The 19083-nt window shown below is 57.4% G+C and carries 18 protein-coding genes and 2 riboswitches; of the genes, 9 read left to right on the top strand and 9 right to left on the bottom strand.

Annotated features, from left to right (window positions below; genetic code table 11):
- Window positions 1-493 precede the first annotated feature (493 nt).
- On the top strand, window positions 494-1342 hold the full coding sequence (locus tag QMZ18_RS30750) for a cell wall hydrolase (RefSeq protein ID WP_282610240.1): 849 nt from the start codon (window positions 494-496) through the stop codon (window positions 1340-1342).
- A gap of 108 nt (window positions 1343-1450) precedes the next feature.
- Here the strand turns inward: QMZ18_RS30750 and QMZ18_RS30745 are convergent, their stop codons facing one another.
- Window positions 1451-2653 (bottom strand): MFS transporter, encoded by a 1203-nt coding sequence (locus QMZ18_RS30745; protein ID WP_282610239.1) that lies wholly within the window; start codon window positions 2651-2653, stop codon window positions 1451-1453.
- A 252-nt stretch (window positions 2654-2905) separates the two neighbouring features.
- On the opposite strand from QMZ18_RS30745, the gene QMZ18_RS30740 reads away from it, so the two are divergent.
- On the top strand, window positions 2906-3427 hold the full coding sequence (locus QMZ18_RS30740) for a hypothetical protein (protein WP_282610238.1): 522 nt from the start codon (window positions 2906-2908) through the stop codon (window positions 3425-3427).
- Window positions 3428-3537: 110 nt separating this feature from the next.
- On the opposite strand, the gene QMZ18_RS30735 is transcribed toward QMZ18_RS30740, so the two are convergent.
- The 3 genes from QMZ18_RS30735 to QMZ18_RS30725 all read right to left on the bottom strand — a co-directional run bounded on the left by QMZ18_RS30735 (window position 3538) and on the right by QMZ18_RS30725 (window position 4900).
- On the bottom strand, window positions 3538-3723 hold the full coding sequence (locus QMZ18_RS30735) for a DUF4169 family protein (RefSeq protein WP_282610237.1): 186 nt from the start codon (window positions 3721-3723) through the stop codon (window positions 3538-3540).
- Window positions 3724-3831: 108 nt separating this feature from the next.
- Complete coding sequence (locus tag QMZ18_RS30730) at window positions 3832-4521, bottom strand: DUF899 family protein (protein WP_282610236.1); 690 nt, start codon at window positions 4519-4521, stop codon at window positions 3832-3834.
- Window positions 4514-4900 carry a helix-turn-helix transcriptional regulator gene (locus QMZ18_RS30725; protein WP_282610235.1) on the bottom strand — a complete coding sequence of 129 codons (387 nt, stop codon included), beginning with the start codon at window positions 4898-4900 and terminating at the stop codon, window positions 4514-4516. The genes QMZ18_RS30730 and QMZ18_RS30725 overlap by 8 nt, the downstream gene beginning before the upstream one ends.
- A gap of 431 nt (window positions 4901-5331) precedes the next feature.
- Here QMZ18_RS30725 and QMZ18_RS30720 point away from each other — a divergent pair, with 431 nt between their 5' ends.
- Both QMZ18_RS30720 and QMZ18_RS30715 read left to right on the top strand, forming a co-directional pair.
- A complete protein-coding gene (locus tag QMZ18_RS30720; RefSeq protein ID WP_282610234.1) occupies window positions 5332-7416 on the top strand; it encodes a S9 family peptidase in 2085 nt (694 codons plus the stop codon).
- A 98-nt stretch (window positions 7417-7514) separates the two neighbouring features.
- Window positions 7515-7740: riboswitch (cobalamin riboswitch) on the top strand.
- A gap of 34 nt (window positions 7741-7774) precedes the next feature.
- A complete protein-coding gene (locus QMZ18_RS30715; RefSeq protein ID WP_282610233.1) occupies window positions 7775-8410 on the top strand; it encodes a HupE/UreJ family protein in 636 nt (211 codons plus the stop codon).
- A 92-nt stretch (window positions 8411-8502) separates the two neighbouring features.
- On the opposite strand, the gene QMZ18_RS30710 is transcribed toward QMZ18_RS30715, so the two are convergent.
- From QMZ18_RS30710 to QMZ18_RS30700, 3 genes are all read right to left on the bottom strand, one after another.
- Window positions 8503-9087, bottom strand: coding sequence for a copper chaperone PCu(A)C (locus QMZ18_RS30710; RefSeq protein WP_282610232.1), 585 nt, complete (start codon window positions 9085-9087; stop codon window positions 8503-8505).
- Window positions 9088-9312: 225 nt separating this feature from the next.
- Window positions 9313-9696 carry a DUF2946 family protein gene (locus QMZ18_RS30705; protein WP_282610231.1) on the bottom strand — a complete coding sequence of 128 codons (384 nt, stop codon included), beginning with the start codon at window positions 9694-9696 and terminating at the stop codon, window positions 9313-9315.
- Between the two features lie 558 nt (window positions 9697-10254).
- Window positions 10255-11547, bottom strand: coding sequence for a hypothetical protein (locus QMZ18_RS30700; RefSeq protein WP_282610230.1), 1293 nt, complete (start codon window positions 11545-11547; stop codon window positions 10255-10257).
- 271 nt (window positions 11548-11818) lie between these two features.
- Here QMZ18_RS30700 and QMZ18_RS30695 point away from each other — a divergent pair, with 271 nt between their 5' ends.
- From QMZ18_RS30695 to QMZ18_RS30675, 5 genes are all read left to right on the top strand, one after another.
- The gene (locus QMZ18_RS30695; RefSeq protein ID WP_282610229.1) at window positions 11819-12241 is read left to right on the top strand and encodes a rhodanese-like domain-containing protein; all 423 of its coding nucleotides are present in this window, start codon (window positions 11819-11821) and stop codon (window positions 12239-12241) included.
- Window positions 12242-12435: 194 nt separating this feature from the next.
- Window positions 12436-12515, top strand: a riboswitch (SAM riboswitch).
- Between the two features lie 148 nt (window positions 12516-12663).
- Complete coding sequence (gene metZ / locus QMZ18_RS30690; protein WP_322097460.1) at window positions 12664-13836, top strand: O-succinylhomoserine sulfhydrylase; 1173 nt, start codon at window positions 12664-12666, stop codon at window positions 13834-13836.
- A gap of 220 nt (window positions 13837-14056) precedes the next feature.
- Window positions 14057-14890 carry a class I SAM-dependent methyltransferase gene (locus tag QMZ18_RS30685; protein ID WP_282610227.1) on the top strand — a complete coding sequence of 278 codons (834 nt, stop codon included), beginning with the start codon at window positions 14057-14059 and terminating at the stop codon, window positions 14888-14890.
- A 51-nt stretch (window positions 14891-14941) separates the two neighbouring features.
- Window positions 14942-16252: an FAD-binding oxidoreductase gene (locus QMZ18_RS30680; protein WP_282610226.1), complete on the top strand. Its 1311-nt coding sequence runs from the start codon at window positions 14942-14944 to the stop codon at window positions 16250-16252.
- Window positions 16253-16297: 45 nt separating this feature from the next.
- Window positions 16298-16840 (top strand): GNAT family N-acetyltransferase, encoded by a 543-nt coding sequence (locus QMZ18_RS30675; protein WP_322097458.1) that lies wholly within the window; start codon window positions 16298-16300, stop codon window positions 16838-16840.
- A gap of 2 nt (window positions 16841-16842) precedes the next feature.
- On the opposite strand, the gene QMZ18_RS30670 is transcribed toward QMZ18_RS30675, so the two are convergent.
- The gene (locus QMZ18_RS30670) at window positions 16843-17586 is read right to left on the bottom strand and encodes a hypothetical protein (RefSeq protein WP_282610224.1); all 744 of its coding nucleotides are present in this window, start codon (window positions 17584-17586) and stop codon (window positions 16843-16845) included.
- Between the two features lie 222 nt (window positions 17587-17808).
- On the bottom strand, window positions 17809-19080 hold the full coding sequence (hpnE, locus tag QMZ18_RS30665) for a hydroxysqualene dehydroxylase HpnE (RefSeq protein ID WP_282610223.1): 1272 nt from the start codon (window positions 19078-19080) through the stop codon (window positions 17809-17811).
- Window positions 19081-19083: the final 3 nt, after the last annotated feature.

Genomic DNA, 19083 nt, shown 5'->3' with positions numbered 1-19083 from the left:
CATCGCAAATTGAACGGCGCGATGTGCGTGCCGGCGGATGCCTTGCGGCCCTTCTCAGTTCATCTCAGGAGTTATCACGTAAGGATATTGATTCCTATAGGATTTGCCTTGCATGAAAGCCACCCATTCTGACCTTTTACATCTCATGTATAAAATTTCGACAATATAAAATGAAGTAGTAATTCGATCGCTATACCTGGTCATGATTAAGGCGATTTTATGGCAAGGAAATACGTTAACCAGAATTGACTTATATTATTCAGTATAAAATAGATAAATATATAAGTAATAAAGTAAATATATTTGGTATTACGGAGCAAAATTGTCGAGCATTAGATATAAATTAGAGATAATTCTTTTTGACATTCGATATTAATCTCTTGTAAAGGTTTCTCCACGCATCGGGTTGGGGTCAGTTTCTTAACGAAATTGGTAACGGTGCAGAGGTTCTAGCGGTGGCCTCGTCACGGAAATAACACTGTGGTGAAGACCGATGATTAACGTTCTTGCGAAGAAAACCGACTTGCTGGGCCGGATCCAGCGGACCCCTTGGGTTGCCATCTCTGCCAGCTTTCTGGCGGGTGCTGTCTTTATGGGCGCTGCCGCTTCTGATCGTGCACCGGCTGTAATGGCTTTTGAGGCTCCGAACGCTTCCGCGAATGCTTCCGCACCTTCGAGCGCCTCTCAGCCCCCTGAGACCGAAAAGCTCCTCCACCTGGCCAGTGATGGTACGGCTGCCGGTGCTATTGCCGGTGCCGCCGAGGTGACCGAGGCGATCGAAAGCTTCAAGAAGACCGGCGCCGAGGAACTTCAGTTGCCGAAAGTCACGGATATCGGGCGCGGCGTAAATCTGGCGGTCGTCAAGGCTTCCCGGGCTCCGACCCAGGCAAAGGTCGAAGACGAGCTCTTCTGTATGGCACAGAACATCTATTTTGAGGCGCGGAGTGAACCTACCGCTGGTCGTCGTGCGGTAGCGCATGTGGTGATGAATCGTGTCGCCAGCTCCCGCTTTCCATCGACGGTCTGCGAGGTCGTGCGCCAGGGGGGCGAGAACCGGCGCTATAAGTGTCAGTTCTCGTGGTGGTGCGATGGTCTGAGCGACGATATTAAGAATGCAAAATCCTGGCGGGACGCCGAGCGTCTTGCAGCCTTCGTCTACTGGGGTCTGTCGATCGACATGACCGGTGGCGCACTCTTCTATCATGCAGACTACGTAAAACCGCGGTGGCGCAATGCCTTCAACAAGGGGCCACAGATTGGCCGGCATATCTTCTACAGCTATAAGAAGCCGACCAAGAAAGTGAAGGGCACGCAGCTCGCCAGCCGCGTATCCGAGGACTAAACGGGATTACCCTCCAGGATCCTGTTGCATCCGGTACCTGAAGTGAAATCGGCCCGCGCTTGTCGCGGGCCGAACTGCGTCTGGGGGTTTGTGATTGTTGCGGTACCTTCAGACGCCGGACTGAGTCGCCTTTTCCTGCCGGGTCTCAGTCGTGTCCAAGCGCAGTGACCCGGCGGTGAGAAGAGACGTCAATCCTGCACCGCCCGCGACTGCCAGGGCAATCCGGTAATCTCCGAAAGCTTCGTAGAGATAGCCGGCGAACCAGGGTGCCAGCAGTCCGGCTGCACCCCAGGCCGTAAAGATGCGCCCGTAGATCCGGACTGCGGCATCGGCCCCGAACAGAGTTGCGACGGCCGCCGGGTAGACCGTGATGACAGCGCCATAAGTGAAGCCGATGGCGGCGAGCCCCAACAATACGAAGATACCGTCCGGGAAGAGTGCGAGCGTGATGAGCACGGCGGCTGAAAGCGCCGGGAAGACCATGAGCATCAGCCTGACACCGGCCTGGTCGGCGAGCCTTCCACCTAAAAGACTGCCGAGCATATTGAGCAGGGCGATCACGATGGGTGCCATCAGGACTTGCCAGTCGGACAAGCCGCCCGCCCGCGCTATGCCTGTTGCATGGCCGATCGCCATCAGACCGGCCGCCGCAGCTGTGCCGTAACCGAGCCACATCTTGACGATGAGCATCCGTTGCGGTGGGGCGCCCTTGTTTTCTGCCGGTTGTGAGACCTTCAGTTCCGCACCAGCCTTCGCAAGAAGCCCTGCCGCTATCGGTGCGATGGCCACGAGGACGACCGCCAGGCCCATCATGGCAGCCGCAAATCCGGAGCGCTGCAGCAGAAATTCGAAGGGGACCGGCGCAATCACTGCACCTAACGCATAGGCCGCTGTGACGAGGCCCATAGCCAGACCCTTGCGTTTTGAATTGGCCTGGGCCGAAATCTGCAGTGCAAAGCCGTACCCGAGGCCGTTTGCCCCCCCGAACAGCAGGCTGTAACCCAGCCAGAGCTCTGCCAGGCTATCCGCACCCGCCGCCAGGGTGCTCCCCGCCGCAGCGACAAGACAGAGTAAAACCAGCAGGAACGCCGGCCGGATTCGGGCGTAAACGAGATGTCCGAACAAAACACCAACCGTCAGACAGGCCAATGCCAGCGAATAGGTCAGGCTGACGTCTGACCGGGCAGCACCGAAACGCGCTTCCAGAGATTCGAGAAAGACAGAAAAGGCATGAAGCGACCCGAGCACCAGAGACAGCATCATGCCGGCCAGTAACACCATAATTCCGTTGTGGTTTGAATGTCCGGTCATATCAGGCCGTCAGCTGCGTTTCCCCCGTGGTGCCGGCTACAGTGGCTCAGTTCCGCGGGCCTAAGAAGCGTTTTTCTTCGATTCTTGTGATTCGATGTAGGATCTTGGATGCGTGCAGAAGTCAAAATCTTCCTGATTTTTCGTGCCTGCTTGGCTCCTATGGCGATTACAGGCGCTATGGTCGGCAGGTTGTAGTTTTGACCAAACTGGTTAGTGTACGCGAGCCCATCTCCAGCAATCGTCAGGCTATTTATGCGCATTACCTATGTCGTGGTTTTTACCTTCATCGGGTTGCTGTTGTCCGGATGCGCGCCAGCTTTCTTTAAGTACCGCTATATTTCGATCGAAGATGTTGAGGGCATCGAAATCCTCGAATACGGAAAATCAGACGTGGGAAATCTCTTTTTCCACGGCGATATGCCAGTCAGCTATTTGTTGAAACGGGGCTCTTATAACCTGAAGTTCGACGTTGATACGGGTACGCATCTTCCGACGATGAAGGTAGGTGTTTTCAGCGAGGCTGCTGAAGTTCCTTTTTCTTTGCAAGCAGGTGACCACACCAGCAAATCAATCGGTGTTGCGTTCGATTACCCCAACGGTCTTCCTGTAAACGCTTTGAGGTTTGGCCCAAGCTATGAGTACAGGTTCCGTGAGCGCGAGACCTACACAGTCGTTTTCGACGTCGTGGATAGCGAGACCAATATGATCGCGCGGGAAGCAGTTGAGTTTCGATTGGAAACCAACGGAATCTACTACGAGATCGACGCTTTATAGAGTCTATGATAAACGCGAGTTCGCCTGACTTTTACTAACAATTTGTCGCTTCATAGAAATGTCTGAAACATTGGTCAGGATGAGAAGTTGACCAGCCGGTATGTTGATGCCTAACCCTCAGGATCATCCTTCCTGTGGGCGTCCAGATGATGGATCGCGCGATCGCGCTCCTGATCGTTCTTTTTCTTCTCTGCTTTGGTCAGCCCGAACCTGATTCGGTTCTCGCTCGCCTCCGTTTCCTTGGTGCGGCGCTTCCGGCGTTTGCGTTCCTGGCGCAGATTGACGATATCGCCCACGTAAAGCTCTCCCGGATCCGGTGAGGTCTGATCGATCTTGGTGCAAACTATACACCGAATCCGGGGTGCTTTTAACTCGGGATTGTCCCTTACGTGATGATTCGCCGATCAATTATAGGAGAAGCGGGGAAACCAGTCGGTGCCCCTTCCGTCCGGGGTCAAATCGAAGGCATTCCACAGTGGCCAGAGCATATCGGCGTGGCGTCCGTGCTGGCCTTCTTCCCAGGGGGCGTAAAGCAGCTCGCTGTTGTAGGCGTGAAGGATGCCGTCCGATGTCTTGCGGAAGATGTTTATGGCAGGGATCTGGCCGCCATCCGGGGTTTCTCCAAAGTAGTCGGCGTTGTAGCTGTTGCCTTCCGACGACAGCAGGCGGAGGTTGTTCCAACCACGCCCTTCGGCCCAGTCGAGGAGCCGGGGCAAGGGCGCCTTGCCGACAACCGCAAAACTGATGCGGGCGCGGATGTGCGGGGCGCTGCCGTTAAGACCGTCCAGCAAGGAGGTGCAGGCGGGGCAAGGGTTCTCGTCATTGCCTGCGAACATGAAGCTGTAGACAAAGAGGCTGTCTTTACCGTTTTCGAAGAGCTCGCTGAAGCGGGTTTGCTTGGCGGCATCCGAGCCTGAAGCTTCCGTGAAGGCATAGTCTTCTTTCAGAGGGCCGCCGGGTGGTAGCGCACGCCGTTGCGCGGCAACCTCTTCGATTTGTCGGCGCAAGTTCAGTTCGGCTGTTAAAAGGCTGTCGCGCGCTGCGCGGTAGTCGTCACTTTCGCCGGGAAAACGCTTGTCGTGATGTTCACCCATCGTTTTGCTCCTTTCCTTGGTCGTCCGCGTTCGCGGGTTTTGGGGAGGTGTCGGCGGTCTTGTCGAGATAGCTGGCCAGGGCGTCGAATTTCCGTTCCCAGAAGCTGCGGTAAAAAGCGATCCAATCGGCAGCCCCCATGAGCGGCTGTGGCTGGAGACTGCAGTAGATTACCCGGCCCTGCTTTCGCTTCGTCACCAGGCCGGCGGCTTCAAGGACGCGCAGATGCTTGGAGACGGCCGGCAGTGACATCTCGTATGGCGCCGCGAGATCGGTGACCCGGGTCTCGCCTTCGGCCAGTCTGGCCAGGATCGCGCGGCGCGTGCCGTCACCCAGCGCCGAGAAAACTGCGTCGAGACTGTTGATCGAATATTTAACCATATGGTTTACAATATATCTATGACGAGTCTTGTCAACTGCCATCGCCAGCCTCGGCCGTAACCTGCGCTCTGGCACGACTGCCCTCTGCTCAAGTCTGGTTCACCCACCCAGCCCACTTGCCCGACCGGCCTGTCCGGTTCGATTGAATTGGTAGAGATTTCCTGTGCAGCCAAGCGTTAACAGATATTTAATGAAAAGGTTAATTACGGGTTAAATAAACGGATAAACGTCCAACTGGGCTGGGAATTTCGATGTTGTAATTAACAATGTGGTTAAATGATTGGTGACGTAGGAACCATAGATGCCTGTACCCTGGTAGGCGGGACGAAGGGATGGATTTGCGGTTGACCTTCGTAAGGATCGGGGACATTTGCTTATCTCGGTTCACGAAACTCGTGCCGTCGCAACAAGACAGCCCAAGGACACCGGTCATGCAGATGCCGCCCGAAGCCCCAAAACACCCTCAGACGCATCACCTTCACGACCGGGTGCGAAAGGACGACTATGCCTGGATGAAGGACCCGGATTGGCAGAAAGTCATGCGTACGCCTGAGGTGCTGAACCCGGAGATCCGCAGTTACCTGGAAGCAAACAACACGTACACCAACGCGGTTCTCGCACCCCAGAAGGATCTGATGGCGGCGCTGTTCGAGGAGATGAAGGGGCGGATAAAGGAAGACGATTCCAGTGTACCTTCGCCGGATGGCCCTTTCGAATATTACCATCGATACGAAGAAGGCGGGCAACACCCGGTCTTTTGCCGGCGTGCCAACGACGGCGCCAGTAAGGCGGAAGAGCAGGTGGTTCTGAACGGGAACCTGCTATCCGAGGGTACGAGTTTTTTCCGTATCGCCGCGTGCCGCCACAGTCCGGACCATCGTCTGCTGGCCTATGCGGTAGACCTTAGCGGGTCCGAATACACGACGATCCGCATTAAAGACCTGGAGAGCGGTGAACTGCTGACGGACGAAATCGGCAGTGCTCAGGGCGATCTGGCCTGGTCGGCAGATAGCTCGACGATCTTCTATACGATTTTGGACGACAATCACCGTCCCTGCGAAGTCCGGCGCCATCGCCTCGGCGACGACCCAAAGAAGGATGCCCTGGTCTACAGCGAGGAGGATCCAGGCTTCTTTGTCGGCGTCGGCAAGACCGAGAGCGGACGCTTTGTCGCCATCTCTAGTCATGACCATACTACGTCCGAGATCCGGGTCATTCCGGCGGATGCGCCCGACGCGTTACCACAGGTGATTGCGCCGCGCCAAAGTGACGTGGAGTATGATGTTGCGGACCACGGTGACCGCTTCTACATCCTGACCAATATCGACGGCGCCGAAGACTTCAAGGTGGTCACGTGTCCCATAAGCGAGACTGCACCGGCATCCTGGCAGGACCTGATTGCGCACGAGCCCGGACGCCTGATCAAGCATATCCGGCTGTTTGCGAACCACATGGTGCGCCTGGAGACCGTCGAGGGCCTGCCGCGGATCATGATCACGGATCTGAAGACGTCGGAAGACCACGCCATCGCCTTCGATGAGGAGGCTTACGATCTCGGCGTGTTGCCGGGTTATCTCTTCGAGACAGCGCTCCTGCGTTTCACCTACAGCTCCATGACGACGCCGCTGCGGGTTTACGATTATGACATGGCAACGCGGAAGCGTATCCTGCGCAAAGAGCAGGAAATCCCAAGTGGTCACAAGCCCGAGGATTACCTGACGGCACGGATTACCGTGGCCAGTCATGACGGCACCGCGGTTCCCGTTTCCCTGCTGTACCGCAAGGACCTAAAGCTCGACGGTTCGGCGCCGCTGCTGCTGTACGGCTACGGGTCCTACGGTCACTCCATGCCGGCGAGCTTTTCCACCAACCGCCTGAGCCTTGTCGATCGGGGCTTCGTCTACGCCATCGCCCATATCCGGGGCGGCATGGACAAAGGCTACCACTGGTACAGCGCCGGCAAGCTGATGACCAAGAAGAACACTTTCCTGGATTTCGTGGCCGCCGCCGAAGGCCTGATCGCGGCCGGTTATACCAGCAAGGGACAGATTGCCATCCATGGCGGCAGCGCCGGCGGTATGCTGGTTGGTGCGGTGGCCAATATGCGGCCCGACCTGCTGAAGGCGGTGGTGGGCGAGGTGCCTTTTGTCGACGTGCTCAACACCATGTGCGACGACACGCTGCCCCTGACCCCGCCGGAATGGCCGGAATGGGGCAATCCGATCGCGGATGGCGAAGCTTATGACTATATCGCTTCCTATTCACCCTACGACAATGTGACGGCTCAGGCTTATCCGCATGTTCTGGCGACGGCGGGGCTGACGGACCCCCGGGTGACCTATTGGGAGCCTGCGAAGTGGGTGGCCCGATTGCGGGAACTCAAGACCGATTCGAACTTGCTGCTTCTGCGCACCAATATGGATGCCGGGCACGCCGGTGCTTCCGGGCGTTTCGACCGTTTGAAGGAAGTGGCGTTGGTTTATGGCTTTCTGCTGCGGGTTTACGGACTCGATTAAGCACGCGGTGGTTCTACCGCTCTTCGAACTCCCGAATCTTTGATCAGATCTTCCACAAGGCCGGCGGGAAGTTACGCTTTACGGCGAGAAAAACCGCGTTTAGCTTGCGCCCAGATGGTTTCGTCAAAGCGAACGCGATGACGGATGAAAAGGGAACACGGTGCGGCGTACCCATCAGGGACCAAGACCGTGGCTGCCCCCGCAACTGTGAGCGGCTAGGGAGCTCCACTGGCGCCACTGGGATGTGTGTTTTCATCCCGGGAAGGCCGGAGCTGGACCGAAGATCCGCAAGCCAGGAGACCTGCCATCTGAGAGGCCAACACTTTATGCCGTCGGGTGAGACGGAAGGGAGAGAATTATGAAGAGATTTATCAAGGGATTTGCGCTGTCCGGAGCTCTGACTGCGGCTTCAACACCGGCGCTGGCTCATCATGTCATGGACGGTGGTCTGCCGGAGACCTTCACGCAGGGCCTGTTATCCGGCTTTGGTCATCCGGTCATCGGAGTCGACCATCTGGCCTTTATCATTGCGGTGGGTTTGGCTTCGGCCTTCACACCGAACCGCTTCTTGACGCCTCTGGCATTCGTCGTTGCAACGCTGCTTGGCTGTGCCGCACTTTTGACCGGCGTGACATTACCGATCGCAGAGATCGTCATTGCCGGTTCGATCGTGGTGCTGGGCGCGATGGTTCTGTCGGGCAAGTCCATCAACGCCACGGTCTATATGGGGGCCTTTGCGGCCGCCGGCCTGTTCCACGGCTGGGCTTACGGTCAGAGCATCATCGGTGCCGAGACGACGCCGCTGACGGCCTATTTGATCGGCTTTGCCGTGATCCAATACGCTATTGCCGTTGGTGCCGGGGCTCTGGCCCGTAAAGTCTGGAAGGCTGAAAACGCGCTCGCCATTCAGCCACGCCTCGCCGGTGCGGTGGTTGCCGGTGTCGGTGCCGCGTTCCTTATCGAAAATATCGAAGGCATGCTGTTCAGCGTCTGATCACACTGCCGGGAATTTTTCCGGCTGCAAGCCATAGAAAAAGGGCGGTTCCTGTGAGCCGCCCTTTCTTTTGGTCAGCTGAAAATTTCAGTTCAGTTGGACTTCTTCTTCATGTCTTCGCCGTGCTTCATGCCCTCGTCATGTTTCATTTCGGTGCCGTGTTTCATTTCGGTGCCATGTTTCATGCCGCCGCTTGAACCCATAGCTTCCACCGTCACGGTGACCTCGACCTCACCGGCTTTTTCGAATGTCAGCGTCATCGGGAACTTGTCGCCTTCCTTCAAGGGCGCCGCGAGCTTGAACATCATGATGTGATGGCCGCCCGGCTTGAGCTCGGCTCCACCGCCGGCCGGTATGTCGATTGCCTCGATCGGGCGCATCTTGGCAACACCGTTCTCCATCAGATGCGTGTGCAGCTCTACTCGTTCGGCTGCCGGCGAGCTGGCAGCGACCAGCCTGTCGTCTTCGCTACCCATATTCATGATCTTGGCGTAGGCCGCACCCGGACGCTGCGGAATGCTGGCGCGTGCAAAGGGGTGGTCGATCATCAACGAGCCCTTTTTGAACTCGTGGGCCTGAAGGCTGGTGACCGGGCTTGTCCCGGTGATTGCGCTGACGGCGCCCAGGGCAAAGGTTACAGCTATCAGGGCGGCGGCGAAGGATTTTCGTTTCAGCATCTCTAATCTCCTGGTGCGACGGGACCTGATCGAGGTTGGTCGCGATGTTTCGTCATAGAAGTCTTGTTTCGGGGTTTGGCTTGCAAAGCTTTTGAACGCGGCCATTTTCGCTCGATGAATGGCGAAGACCGGAGGTTATCGGCTTCCTCTGGCCTGGGTCGAACCTAGCCGTCCGCACGAAGGATGAGGCGTAGACTCTGCACGATAATTTGCTTTGATGCGTGCTCAGGCCCGCTCGTAAGGTTTTCTATCTTGGAGAGGAGGCCCTCTTGGGAGCTTAGGACCGAGCGCGACCGCCAGGGGACGCGTAAAAGTCTGTGGAATAAGCTGTTGCTCATCCAGCCCGGCTTGCGGAAAGGCCCAGCCGGCCAATTGAACGCCGATGCCCATGCCGCAATGGATATGGCAAACATCGCATCGCGGATGCGTTTCCGTCTTCGGGTTTTCGCTAGCCTGTTCGATTTCAATGGTCTTGAAACCATCGGCTGAACAGATGACGATCGAGATCGATCCGTCTTCTTTAGGCAGCATGGCTGCAAAACTCGGCAGCGCAGCGGCAACTGCAAAGCAGAACAGCGTTACCCAAGCAAAGATGCGGCGACGATCCATGGGACACCAGAACGAAGAGGTGGCGCAGTCTATCCTTTTCGACCTAAGCGGTCCAAGGACAAAGCGCCGCGGGCCAATTGTGCCGCGGCGAAAGTTTCGAATTTTCTGAAAAAGCGAATTGAAACAGAAAGACCGCCGATCCTTGCCGGGCCTGGCCCGGTCGGAATCGGCGGTCAGTTGTGTACCGTTAGGTGAGATTGCGGCTTTATCGCGAACCGTCAATCTGCCATTCGGCTAACCCGGTACCAGTGACTTCAGTTCTTTACCCCGAGGGATGTGATCGAAGTCTCCACGGCACTAGGCCTCACCATAAGGTTAGACATCTGATCACCTCCTTTCTCTGTTGCACCAATGAAAACACTGCGACATTTCTTGCATCGCCTGTCAAGTCTTGTGTGATGTCTCTCGAGAATTGCTAGATATTGTGGTTTCGCGCACACAGTAAAAATCCCGCCGGCGCTGTCTCGGTCGCCGGCGGGATCAATATTGTCTGTGAATTGCGCTTAGGCTGGAGTGTGAATCACGTTCTTGACCGTTATGGTCAAGAACGATCTCACGTTAGGATGCGGCTGCGGTCTTCGGCTTTTCTTCTGCAGTCGCCTCAGATTCTTCAGCTGCTGCTTCCAGATCTTCCTCGGCTGCGATAACACCAGCTTCGATTTCCGCCAGACTCGCCATCACGACTTCCTCGCTGGGGAAATCTTTGGTCTTCTGGCTGATGCGCTCGATGATGTCACCGACTGGGGAGCGGGATACCGGGGCATCTTCGGCGGCCTCGGATTCGGTTGCGGCCTCGGGCTCCGCGGCTTCTGCCGTATCAGGTTCTAGAGCCTCGGTCTCTTCGACTTCAGTTTCGGCGACCTCAGAACCGGCGACTTCAGTTTCGGCGACCTCAATTTCCGCTACCTCGGCTTCCGCCGCTTCAATCTCTAGCTTCTCCGTTACGGCTTCTGCATCCGCTTCTGCCACCTCAGTTTCCTCAGCTTCGATCTCTCCCGAATCGTCAGCCAGTTCGGCTTCGGGCTCTTCCTGAACGGCGGCTTCGGCAGCGATGTCCATGTCGGCAGTTTCAGCGCCTGCGTCAGCCGCAGCGGCACTCTCCGCTGTATCGTCTTCGCCTAACTCTGCAGTTTCCAGATCTGCGGTTTCCAGATCTTCAACTTCCATATCTACTTCGTCGGTCTCCGGGATGTCCTCTGTCTCCGGGATGTCCTCTGTCTCCGGGACGTCCTCTGTCTCTGCGACTTCCTCGGCGGCTGGCGCTTCATCAATTTCTACGATGTCATCTTCTTCGGCGACCTCGGGTTCAGTAACTTCAGTCGCGAGATCAGCCGCTTCGGTTTCAGCAACCTCGAGCTCAGCAGCCTCGGGCTCAGGGGCTTCGAGCTCAGGAGTCTCGGGTTCGCCGGCTACTACATCATCGTCAACTACTTCACCGGCTGATTCATCTGTCGCGTCTTCGGCGGCATCCTCGACCAGGACAGCTTCGGTCCCTGTTGCTTCACCGGTGTCTTCGGTTGTATCGGCTTCCGCTGCAGATCCGCCCGCGGTCAAGGCCGTGACCATGGAATCAAGGCTGTGCATGGTCGTGTCGAGGCGGTCTTCGCTGTTGGATTCGATTGCCAACAGCAGTGAATGCAGCATACCGCGCAGCTGTTCGTTTTCAGCTTCGGCTTGTTCCAGATCAGCCATGCACTGTTCGAGTGCCGTCTGCTTACGGCTCAGGCCGCCCTCGACCGCGTTCATCAGACTGAGGAGGCGCGCACCGTATTTTTTCTGACGGTCATCGACCAAACCAAATTGTTCTTCTGCGGCTTCGACGCGAAGGCGGAGTTCATTGATATCGCTCATGAGCAGAATTACCCGAAGATTGTTAGTTCCGGAGCCCTGAAACGGGCTCAATGCCGCAGTATGATTGAGCTTCAATAATTTACATTTTATTAAAACACGGGATTTGAAACGCGGGTCTCCAGGTGTTTTTTTTACAGGCTTTCCCGCGTCCTTCCCTCTTGCACGTGTGGGGTACATCTGCATGATTACCTGCGGTTATAGGCAGCGTGTAGGATCGCCGTCCGTCAAGGGACCGGCTGGGTAACGTGCTTGTGGGACAGGAGACAACGCTATGAACGGCCAGTATGCAGGTGACGTCACGGTTCAGCAGGCGTGGGATCTGTTGCAGAGTGATGCGAGGACGGTGCTGGTGGATGTTCGCACCGAACCGGAATGGGCGTTCGTTGGCGTCCCAGCTTTGACAGGCATCGGAAAAAACCTCGTGCGTGTCTGCTGGAACGTCTTTCCGAGCATGCAGGTCAATGGGTCGTTTGCGCAGGATGTCGCGCAGCATGGGGTCGAGCCCGATGACAAAATCCTGATGCTCTGCCGTTCCGGGGTCCGTTCCATGTCCTCTGCAGCAGCCATGACCGCAGCGGGATACCAGAATTGCTACAACGTGCTGGGCGGTTTCGAAGGCCCGCACGACGACCAGCGTCATCGCGGCACCACTGACGGCTGGAAGGCAGCGGGATTGCCTTGGGAGCAGTCCTAACGCCAGATTGTTTCCAGTGACTCGGTAAACAGAGCGTTCCAATTCCTGCTTCGTATGATTACCAGGCGGTTCTCATGTTCGAGTGCATCAACTAAGCGCCGACTTCGAGGTGATTCTGATGAGACCCCAGTCGGATTTGTGACGATTTCGGGCCGCAATCATTTTCCATTGCCCGTCTTGGTTCGGCGTGCTACCAAACTCGTCGTGGTGATTTGGGCCGGCCGGCTTGCAGCCACGTTAAAAAAGTCGCTAAAAGGGCCGTGTTGGGAATCCAAACCGGTTGCGACTTGCAGCCGGTTTTTTTTATTGGGCCATGGCTGAGGTGAGTTTGCCATGAAGCAGTGATGCTTCGCCAAAATTCACTCGCCGCGGACGTGGGTTCCGAGATAGGACAAGGCATAAGAATGTTAGACGAAAAGGTGGTGAGACGACCTCAAACCGAGCTCGTGCGCGGCGGTCTGGCCCGTAGCCCCTTCGATGAGACCAGCGAAGCTATCTATCTCACATCGGGGTATGTCTATAGTTCAGCAGCGGAAGCGGCGGCCGCCTTTAGCGGCGATATCGAACGTTTCGTCTATTCGCGCTACGCTAACCCAACGGTGGGCATGTTTGAGGAACGCCTGCGTTTGCTCGAAGGCGCCGGCGCAGAAGTCTGCAGGGCCACGGCCAGCGGCATGTCGGCGGTCAATGCTGCGCTCATGAGCCAGCTTAAAGCAGGTGACCGCATCGTGTCCTCCCGCGCGTTGTTCAGTTCCTGCCAATATATCGTCGGCGAAATTTTGCCCCGCTTTGGGGTCGAGAGCGAGTTCGTCGATGGTAAGGATCTTGACGCCTGGGAAGCTGCGCTTTCGCGCGGTGCGAACTGTGTGTTTCTGGAAACACCGTCAAATCCGACCATGGAAGTCGTCGACCTGCGCGCGGTTTCCGAGATGGCGCATGCCGCCGGCGCTCTGGTCGTGGTTGATAACGTCTTTGCCACGCCGGTGCTGCAGCGGCCAATGGAACTGGGTGCTGATATTGTCGTCTATTCCACCACCAAGCATGTCGACGGGCAGGGTCGATGTCTCGGCGGCGCAATTCTCTGTTCGCAACAGTTCGCCGACGATCATCTGACCAACTTTCTCCGCCACACCGGACCGGCTGCCAGCCCTTTCAATTCCTGGGTTATGCTTAAGGGGCTGGAAACTCTGGATCTTCGGGTCGAACGGCACTGTTCAAACGCGCTTGAGCTGGCGACTTTCATAGAAGGCCTGTCTGGCATCCGAAGGGTGATCTACCCAGGCCTGGAAAGCCATCCACAACATGCGCTGGCGATGCAGCAAATGGCGAAGGGCGGTACCTTGATCGCCGTCGAAGTCGACGGCGGAAAAGAACAGGCGTTCGCCGTTCTGGATGCCCTGCGAAATGTCGACATTTCCAATAATCTAGGAGATGCGAAAAGCCTGGCGACCCATCCGGCAACGACGACGCACCAGCGGTTTTCAGAAGAAGAGCGCGCCGCAGTGGGAATCACTGACGGCCTGATCCGGCTCTCGGTCGGGCTGGAGGATGTCGAAGATCTGAAAGAAGATTTCGCGCAGGCACTTCGGATCTAGCGGCGGGAAATCACGCGGCGGTAATGCGGGGAAAGGGGCGGCTGCGGGCCGCCCCAGCTATTTTTATGTTCCGTATCCCCGCGGGGCGGGATAAGTTCGATTCTGCAGGCAAGGAATTTTCAATGCCGGCTTTATTTATAGCTTAACATTAAGGCGATAGGTCTGTTTTGGGGCCGGAGAGATTTTGCCGAAGCAGGCAAAGTCTAAACAGGAGTGGCGGATGATACTGGTCCAAGGACTGAAGGCATTTCTGGCTGCCGAACTTCCGCCTCGCGTGCAGGACGCGATCGATCAGCGACGCCGAGATATTAAAGCCAGTCGCTTCTCGGCACAAAACCAAGGCGATACCTACGTTTGTGTCTATTGTGACCACAGCCACGCGCGTTTTATGCCGTCGGGCATGAGTTATCCGGTCATCAGAGAAAAACAGATCGTCGCCGGCGGTCTGCGCGACAATGTGGTTTGCCCTGTGTGCGGCTCGATGGACCGTGAGCGGCTTGCGCGCCTGATGCTGGATGAACGGATGGGGGTGCTGCCGCAGCATCACGTTCTGCATGTCGGACCGGAACCGAAACTCCACGAATATCTGATCGAGATCATCACTGGGCGTCTTGTTGCCTGCGACCTCTTTCCGGAAGATCGGCCGGGGGTACCGAACATTATAAAGCAAGACTTGACCAAGCTCGATTTCGGCGACGAGGTCTTTGATTTCGTCATCTGCAATCACGTCCTGGAGCATATTCCGACCGATGATCTGGCCATGTCGGAGATCAAGCGGGTATTGAAGCCTGGCGGAAAAGCCCTGTTGCAGGTGCCCTATTCAGAAGCGATAGAGACGACAGAAGAAGATTTCTCGGTCATCACAAACGCGGAGCGGATCGCCCGCTACGGCCAGTCGGATCATGTCCGGATATATGAGAAACAGGACTATGTCCGGCGCCTCGAAAGTGCGGGTTTCCAGGTTGATGTGATGGAACTCGATGCTCTCGAGGATTATCGTCGATTTGCCATCAACCCTGAGGAATGTGCCTTCATTGCGCAAAAGCCCCAGTAATCTACCTCCGCTGAAACCCCAAAAAACTATATAAACGAAGCCGGATCCCCAGTGTCATCCTCATCCAGCACAGCGTCGCGATATGTCGACAGCTACTACGCACGCACTGTTGCGGCGCATAGTCCGCGTCCTGCCCTGACGCAATCACGGGAAACGGAAGTCTGCGTTGTGGGCGGTGGACTTGCGGGCCTGTCGACCGCACTCGGCCTTGCGCAGCGGGGCGTGAAGGTCATTCTGATCGAGGCCCGCCGGGTCGGATGGGGGGCTTCGGGACGCAACGGCGGATTCGTTTCTGCAGGCTTTTCACTTTCGTCCCGGCAGATCGTGAAGGACCTGGGCAGACAGCAGGCGCGCGAAGTCTACGATTTGAGCCGCGATGCGGTCGGCCTCATCCGCGATCGCATTGCTGCGTTCGACTTACCCGGGGTTCCCGTGATTGACGGCCGTATGAAGGTTTTGCGCTATCACGATCCTGAATACTTGGCCCGTGACCGCGATTTTATGTCCGAGGTCTTTGGAGTCGAGTCCGAACTCTGGTCACGTGAGCGCCTGCGGGAAGTTCTCCTGACCGAGAGATATCACCATGCACTCTACAACGCTTCCGGCTTTCATTTTCATCCGCTGAACTATGCGCTGGGCGTCGCCGCGGCGGCGGAAAGCAGGGGCGTGGAAATCTACGAGGATACGCCGGCGGTCTGGCTCGACCTGGAGAGCCCTGAAAAATCGGTTCAGACGGTCTCCGGGTCGATCAGGGCCAAACAGGTCGTCATTGCCTGCGGCGGTTACATCGATGGATTACAGCCGGCACTGGCGGGTGCCACACTTCCCGTAGCGACCTATGTCGTCACCACCGAACCGCTCGGCGAAGACATCAAGCGGGCGATCCGGGTGCCCTATGCCATCTCCGATACCCGGCTGGCCGGGAATTATTTCCGCACGGTGAGTGGCGGCCGAATCCTTTGGGGCGGTGACATCACGGCACGCACACGCGCACCGCGGCATCTGGCAAAGCAGATGATCGCGGACCTGGTGTCTGTGTTTCCCCAATTGACCGGCGTCCAGGCCGAAGATGCCTGGATGGGGCTGATGGGCTATCCCGTCCACAAAATGCCGCAGCTCGGACAGCAGGCGCCCGGTGTCTGGTACTGTATGGGTTATGGCGGACACGGCATGGCGGCGACCACCATGGGCGGGGAGCTGATCGCCTCTGCTATTGCGGAAGGCGACGACCGTTACCGCCTGTTTGCACGCTACGGTCTGCAATGGACCGGCGGCCGGATCGTCGGGGCGATCGCGGCACAGGCGACCTATAGTTACTATCAGCTGCTCGACCGTTTGCAGGAATCGCGGTCAACTGCTTAAAGCAGCAGTCTGACCTGCGTTGTCTTTAGGAAGATGGAAACCGCCTTGAATCCAAAGCCGATCTTGAGCATCGATGTCCCTGTCGTCGAGACCGAACGTCTGTTGTTGCGTGGGTTTCGTTTCCAGGATTTCAATGAACATGCTGCGATCTGGGCCGATCCGGACGTGACCCGCCACATCAGCGGCAGGGTCTTTTCCCGCGAAGAGTCCTGGGGCCGTTTTCTGCGGCATGGCGGTCATTGGTCTATGATGGGATATGGTTACTGGGCGCTGGAGGAGAAAGCCTCCGGCCGACTTGCAGGTCAGGTCGGCCTTGGAGATTTCAAGCGTGATATCGAACCCTCCATTGAGGGGATACCGGAAATGGGCTGGGTGCTTGCAACCTGGTCCCATGGCAGGGGCTATGCAACCGAAGCCGTGCTGGCTGCCCTTGGTTGGGTGGAGGCAAATCTTGGGCAGGGCTGCCGGACGGTTTGTCTGGTGGACCCGGACAATCTGGCCTCTTTACGTGTTGCGGAGAAATGCGGCTATCGCGAATACGCACGTACGCGCTATCACGACGGGCCGACTATCCTGCTGGAGCGATGATGTCACGATTGCCCGTTGCATGCGGTGCGTTGGCCTATGCGAAACTTCCAGCGTCCCATCGCAAGCGCAAACAGCCCGAGGCTAATGAGGGTGAAGCTGCCTGGTTCTGGGATGGCGACAGGATTTGGAGCCTGCGCAACCGTCGTCAGATTGAGTTGTGTTGGCTGTTGCTGTCCCAAATTGGAGAATCCAAAGAGCAATTCCGTCTCGCCTGAGAGGCTCGTCAGCGCACCGCCCAGTGCAAAGTCGCCGCCGATGGCTGCGTTGAGGTCAAGCAAGGCAAGCGCATTTAAGGCGACGGAGAGCACGCCGCTGGTCAAATCCGTCGACAGCGTGCCGAAGCCGTACCGCCTGCCGCTTCCAAGATCGTCGAAGGCTGCCCTGCCGCCGCTGCCGTCGATCAGGTCCGGAAGACTTTCCGTGACGTCGAAGAATGCGATGCTTTCGCTGGGGTCGGGACTCAAAGCAACGGTGCGGTTCAGCGATAGTGTCAGAACCGCCTCGGTGACCGTGCCCGTGACGCCGCTCAAATCGAAATTGAAGAAGCTGCGGAACTCGGCACCATTCGCGAGACCACCGGTTATGTAGTTGCCGACCGATGTCCCGGACCCGGCTGTACCGAACAGGCCGTTGTCGCGATAGGTGCCGCGCTCTGTGGCGTTTAGCGGTGTCGCGCCGGTATCCGTGGCGGCGCCAAGAAACAGGACGGCCAGACAGGCCGACGCAAGAATGAATTTCCGGAACATCTTATTCTCCATACCTAGAGCGACCGGAACCCAATCCGTGCTTATCTGCGTCAACGCCGCTGTTTACACCGTGCAGATTGGGAGAAATATCGGGACGGGACTGCTTGTCTCAATCCTGATTTCCCTCCATCCGGACTCGATTTAAGTCAGGCCGGTTCGAAGGAAATCTTCATTTTTGTTCAGGCCTATACATTTTCGCATAGGCTCTATCGAAAGACAGCTTCAGCGCAGCATTTCCGCAGCCAGCGCAGCGGCATTGTTGCCGGAGCGTACCGCGCTCTCGATCGTGGCCGGATAGCCGGTATCGGTCCAATCGCCGGCGAGCAGAAGATTATGCCAAGCGGTCCTGGCGCCAGGGCGCAGTTTCAGGGCCGCCGGTGTTTGTGCAAAGGTCGCCCGACGTTCTTTCACCACGCGGACTTCGTGGGCCGTGGCGGGGTCCAACATCAGTGCTTGCGCTGTCTCTGCCCAGGCCTGCTGCGCAATCTGTTCAGCCGGCTGCTCGGCCAGTTCGGCGGCGGCACTGACCGTCAAGCTGGCTACGTCCCTCCGGAGGAATACCCAGTCGAAAGACCCACCGGTCAGTCCCAGAAACGGCAGATTGAGAGGCAACAACGGGGAGGTCGTGGAATCCAGATCGATCCGAAGGTGGACGTTCACGATTGGGCGGCTGTCGTCCGGAGTCTTGAGGCCCGGCAGGACCTGTCCTGCATTTCCAGGTGGCAGAGCAACTACGACCATGTCGTTGGCGCCAAGTTCGATCCGCCTGTCGCCGAAGTCGAGAGTGACAATCCGGCTGCCGTCGAACTCAAAGCTGCGGAGCCGGTGATTGAAGCGCACGAAGTTACCGCTGGCCTGGATAATCCTTAGTGCGGGGTCGACGAAACTATCGCTGAGCCCATCTTTCGGCACCAGCGGCAAGCAGGCCCCAGATCCTTTGGCGAAGGTTTCCCTGATGGTCCGCCACAGAAGCTGAGCGGAGGCTTCTTCCGGCGCCGTGTTGAGCGCCGATGTGCAGAAGGGGCGCCAAAAGCGGTCCCAGAGCAGGTTGCGTTTCGGCAGTGCAGCGGCGACGGTCATGTCTGCGCGCGCCGCCGCGAGCTGGAGGAACGAGATGTAGTCGAACGGGTGGCTGCCGGGAACGCGCCGGTCCCTTTGAAAGATCCACCAGGGAATAGGACTGGGGCCCGGCGAAATCGTCCAGCGTTCACCGGTCGAAAGATCGACGAAGGGAAAGCTGGCCTGCGGGGGACTGACGAAGCGGTTCCGGGCGCCGATTTCGCCGAGATAGTCCAACGTCGCATGATTGGCGGAGAGCAGCAGGTGATTGCCGTTGTCGATCCGCCGGTCGAGCTTACCGTCCCAATAAGACCGGCAGCGGCCGCCGGCCTGGGCTGCCGCGTCGTAAAGCGATACCGTTGCACCTGCACGGCTAAGGCGGAGGGCACAGGAAAGGCCCGACAGGCCGGCACCGATGACATGGACCTGTTTCAAAAT

The organism is Pelagibius sp. Alg239-R121 (assembly GCF_947331435.1).
Classification (GTDB): Bacteria; Pseudomonadota; Alphaproteobacteria; order Kiloniellales; family Kiloniellaceae; genus Denitrobaculum.
This window is presented reverse-complemented; position numbering and strand designations above follow the sequence as displayed.

Bases quoted from the DNA above. Each gene is read 5' to 3' on its own strand.
- QMZ18_RS30750 (WP_282610240.1), top strand. From the start codon at position 494: ATGATTAACGTTCTTGCGAAGAAAACCGACTTGCTGGGCCGGATCCAG.
- QMZ18_RS30745 (WP_282610239.1), bottom strand. From the start codon at position 2,653: ATGACCGGACATTCAAACCACAACGGAATTATGGTGTTACTGGCCGGC.
- QMZ18_RS30740 (WP_282610238.1), top strand. From the start codon at position 2,906: ATGCGCATTACCTATGTCGTGGTTTTTACCTTCATCGGGTTGCTGTTG.
- QMZ18_RS30730 (WP_282610236.1), bottom strand. From the start codon at position 4,521: ATGGGTGAACATCACGACAAGCGTTTTCCCGGCGAAAGTGACGACTAC.
- QMZ18_RS30725 (WP_282610235.1), bottom strand. From the start codon at position 4,900: ATGGTTAAATATTCGATCAACAGTCTCGACGCAGTTTTCTCGGCGCTG.
- QMZ18_RS30720 (WP_282610234.1), top strand. From the start codon at position 5,332: ATGCAGATGCCGCCCGAAGCCCCAAAACACCCTCAGACGCATCACCTT.
- QMZ18_RS30715 (WP_282610233.1), top strand. From the start codon at position 7,775: ATGAAGAGATTTATCAAGGGATTTGCGCTGTCCGGAGCTCTGACTGCG.
- QMZ18_RS30710 (WP_282610232.1), bottom strand. From the start codon at position 9,087: ATGCTGAAACGAAAATCCTTCGCCGCCGCCCTGATAGCTGTAACCTTT.
- QMZ18_RS30705 (WP_282610231.1), bottom strand. From the start codon at position 9,696: ATGGATCGTCGCCGCATCTTTGCTTGGGTAACGCTGTTCTGCTTTGCA.
- QMZ18_RS30700 (WP_282610230.1), bottom strand. From the start codon at position 11,547: ATGAGCGATATCAATGAACTCCGCCTTCGCGTCGAAGCCGCAGAAGAA.
- QMZ18_RS30695 (WP_282610229.1), top strand. From the start codon at position 11,819: ATGAACGGCCAGTATGCAGGTGACGTCACGGTTCAGCAGGCGTGGGAT.
- QMZ18_RS30685 (WP_282610227.1), top strand. From the start codon at position 14,057: ATGATACTGGTCCAAGGACTGAAGGCATTTCTGGCTGCCGAACTTCCG.
- QMZ18_RS30670 (WP_282610224.1), bottom strand. From the start codon at position 17,586: ATGTTCCGGAAATTCATTCTTGCGTCGGCCTGTCTGGCCGTCCTGTTT.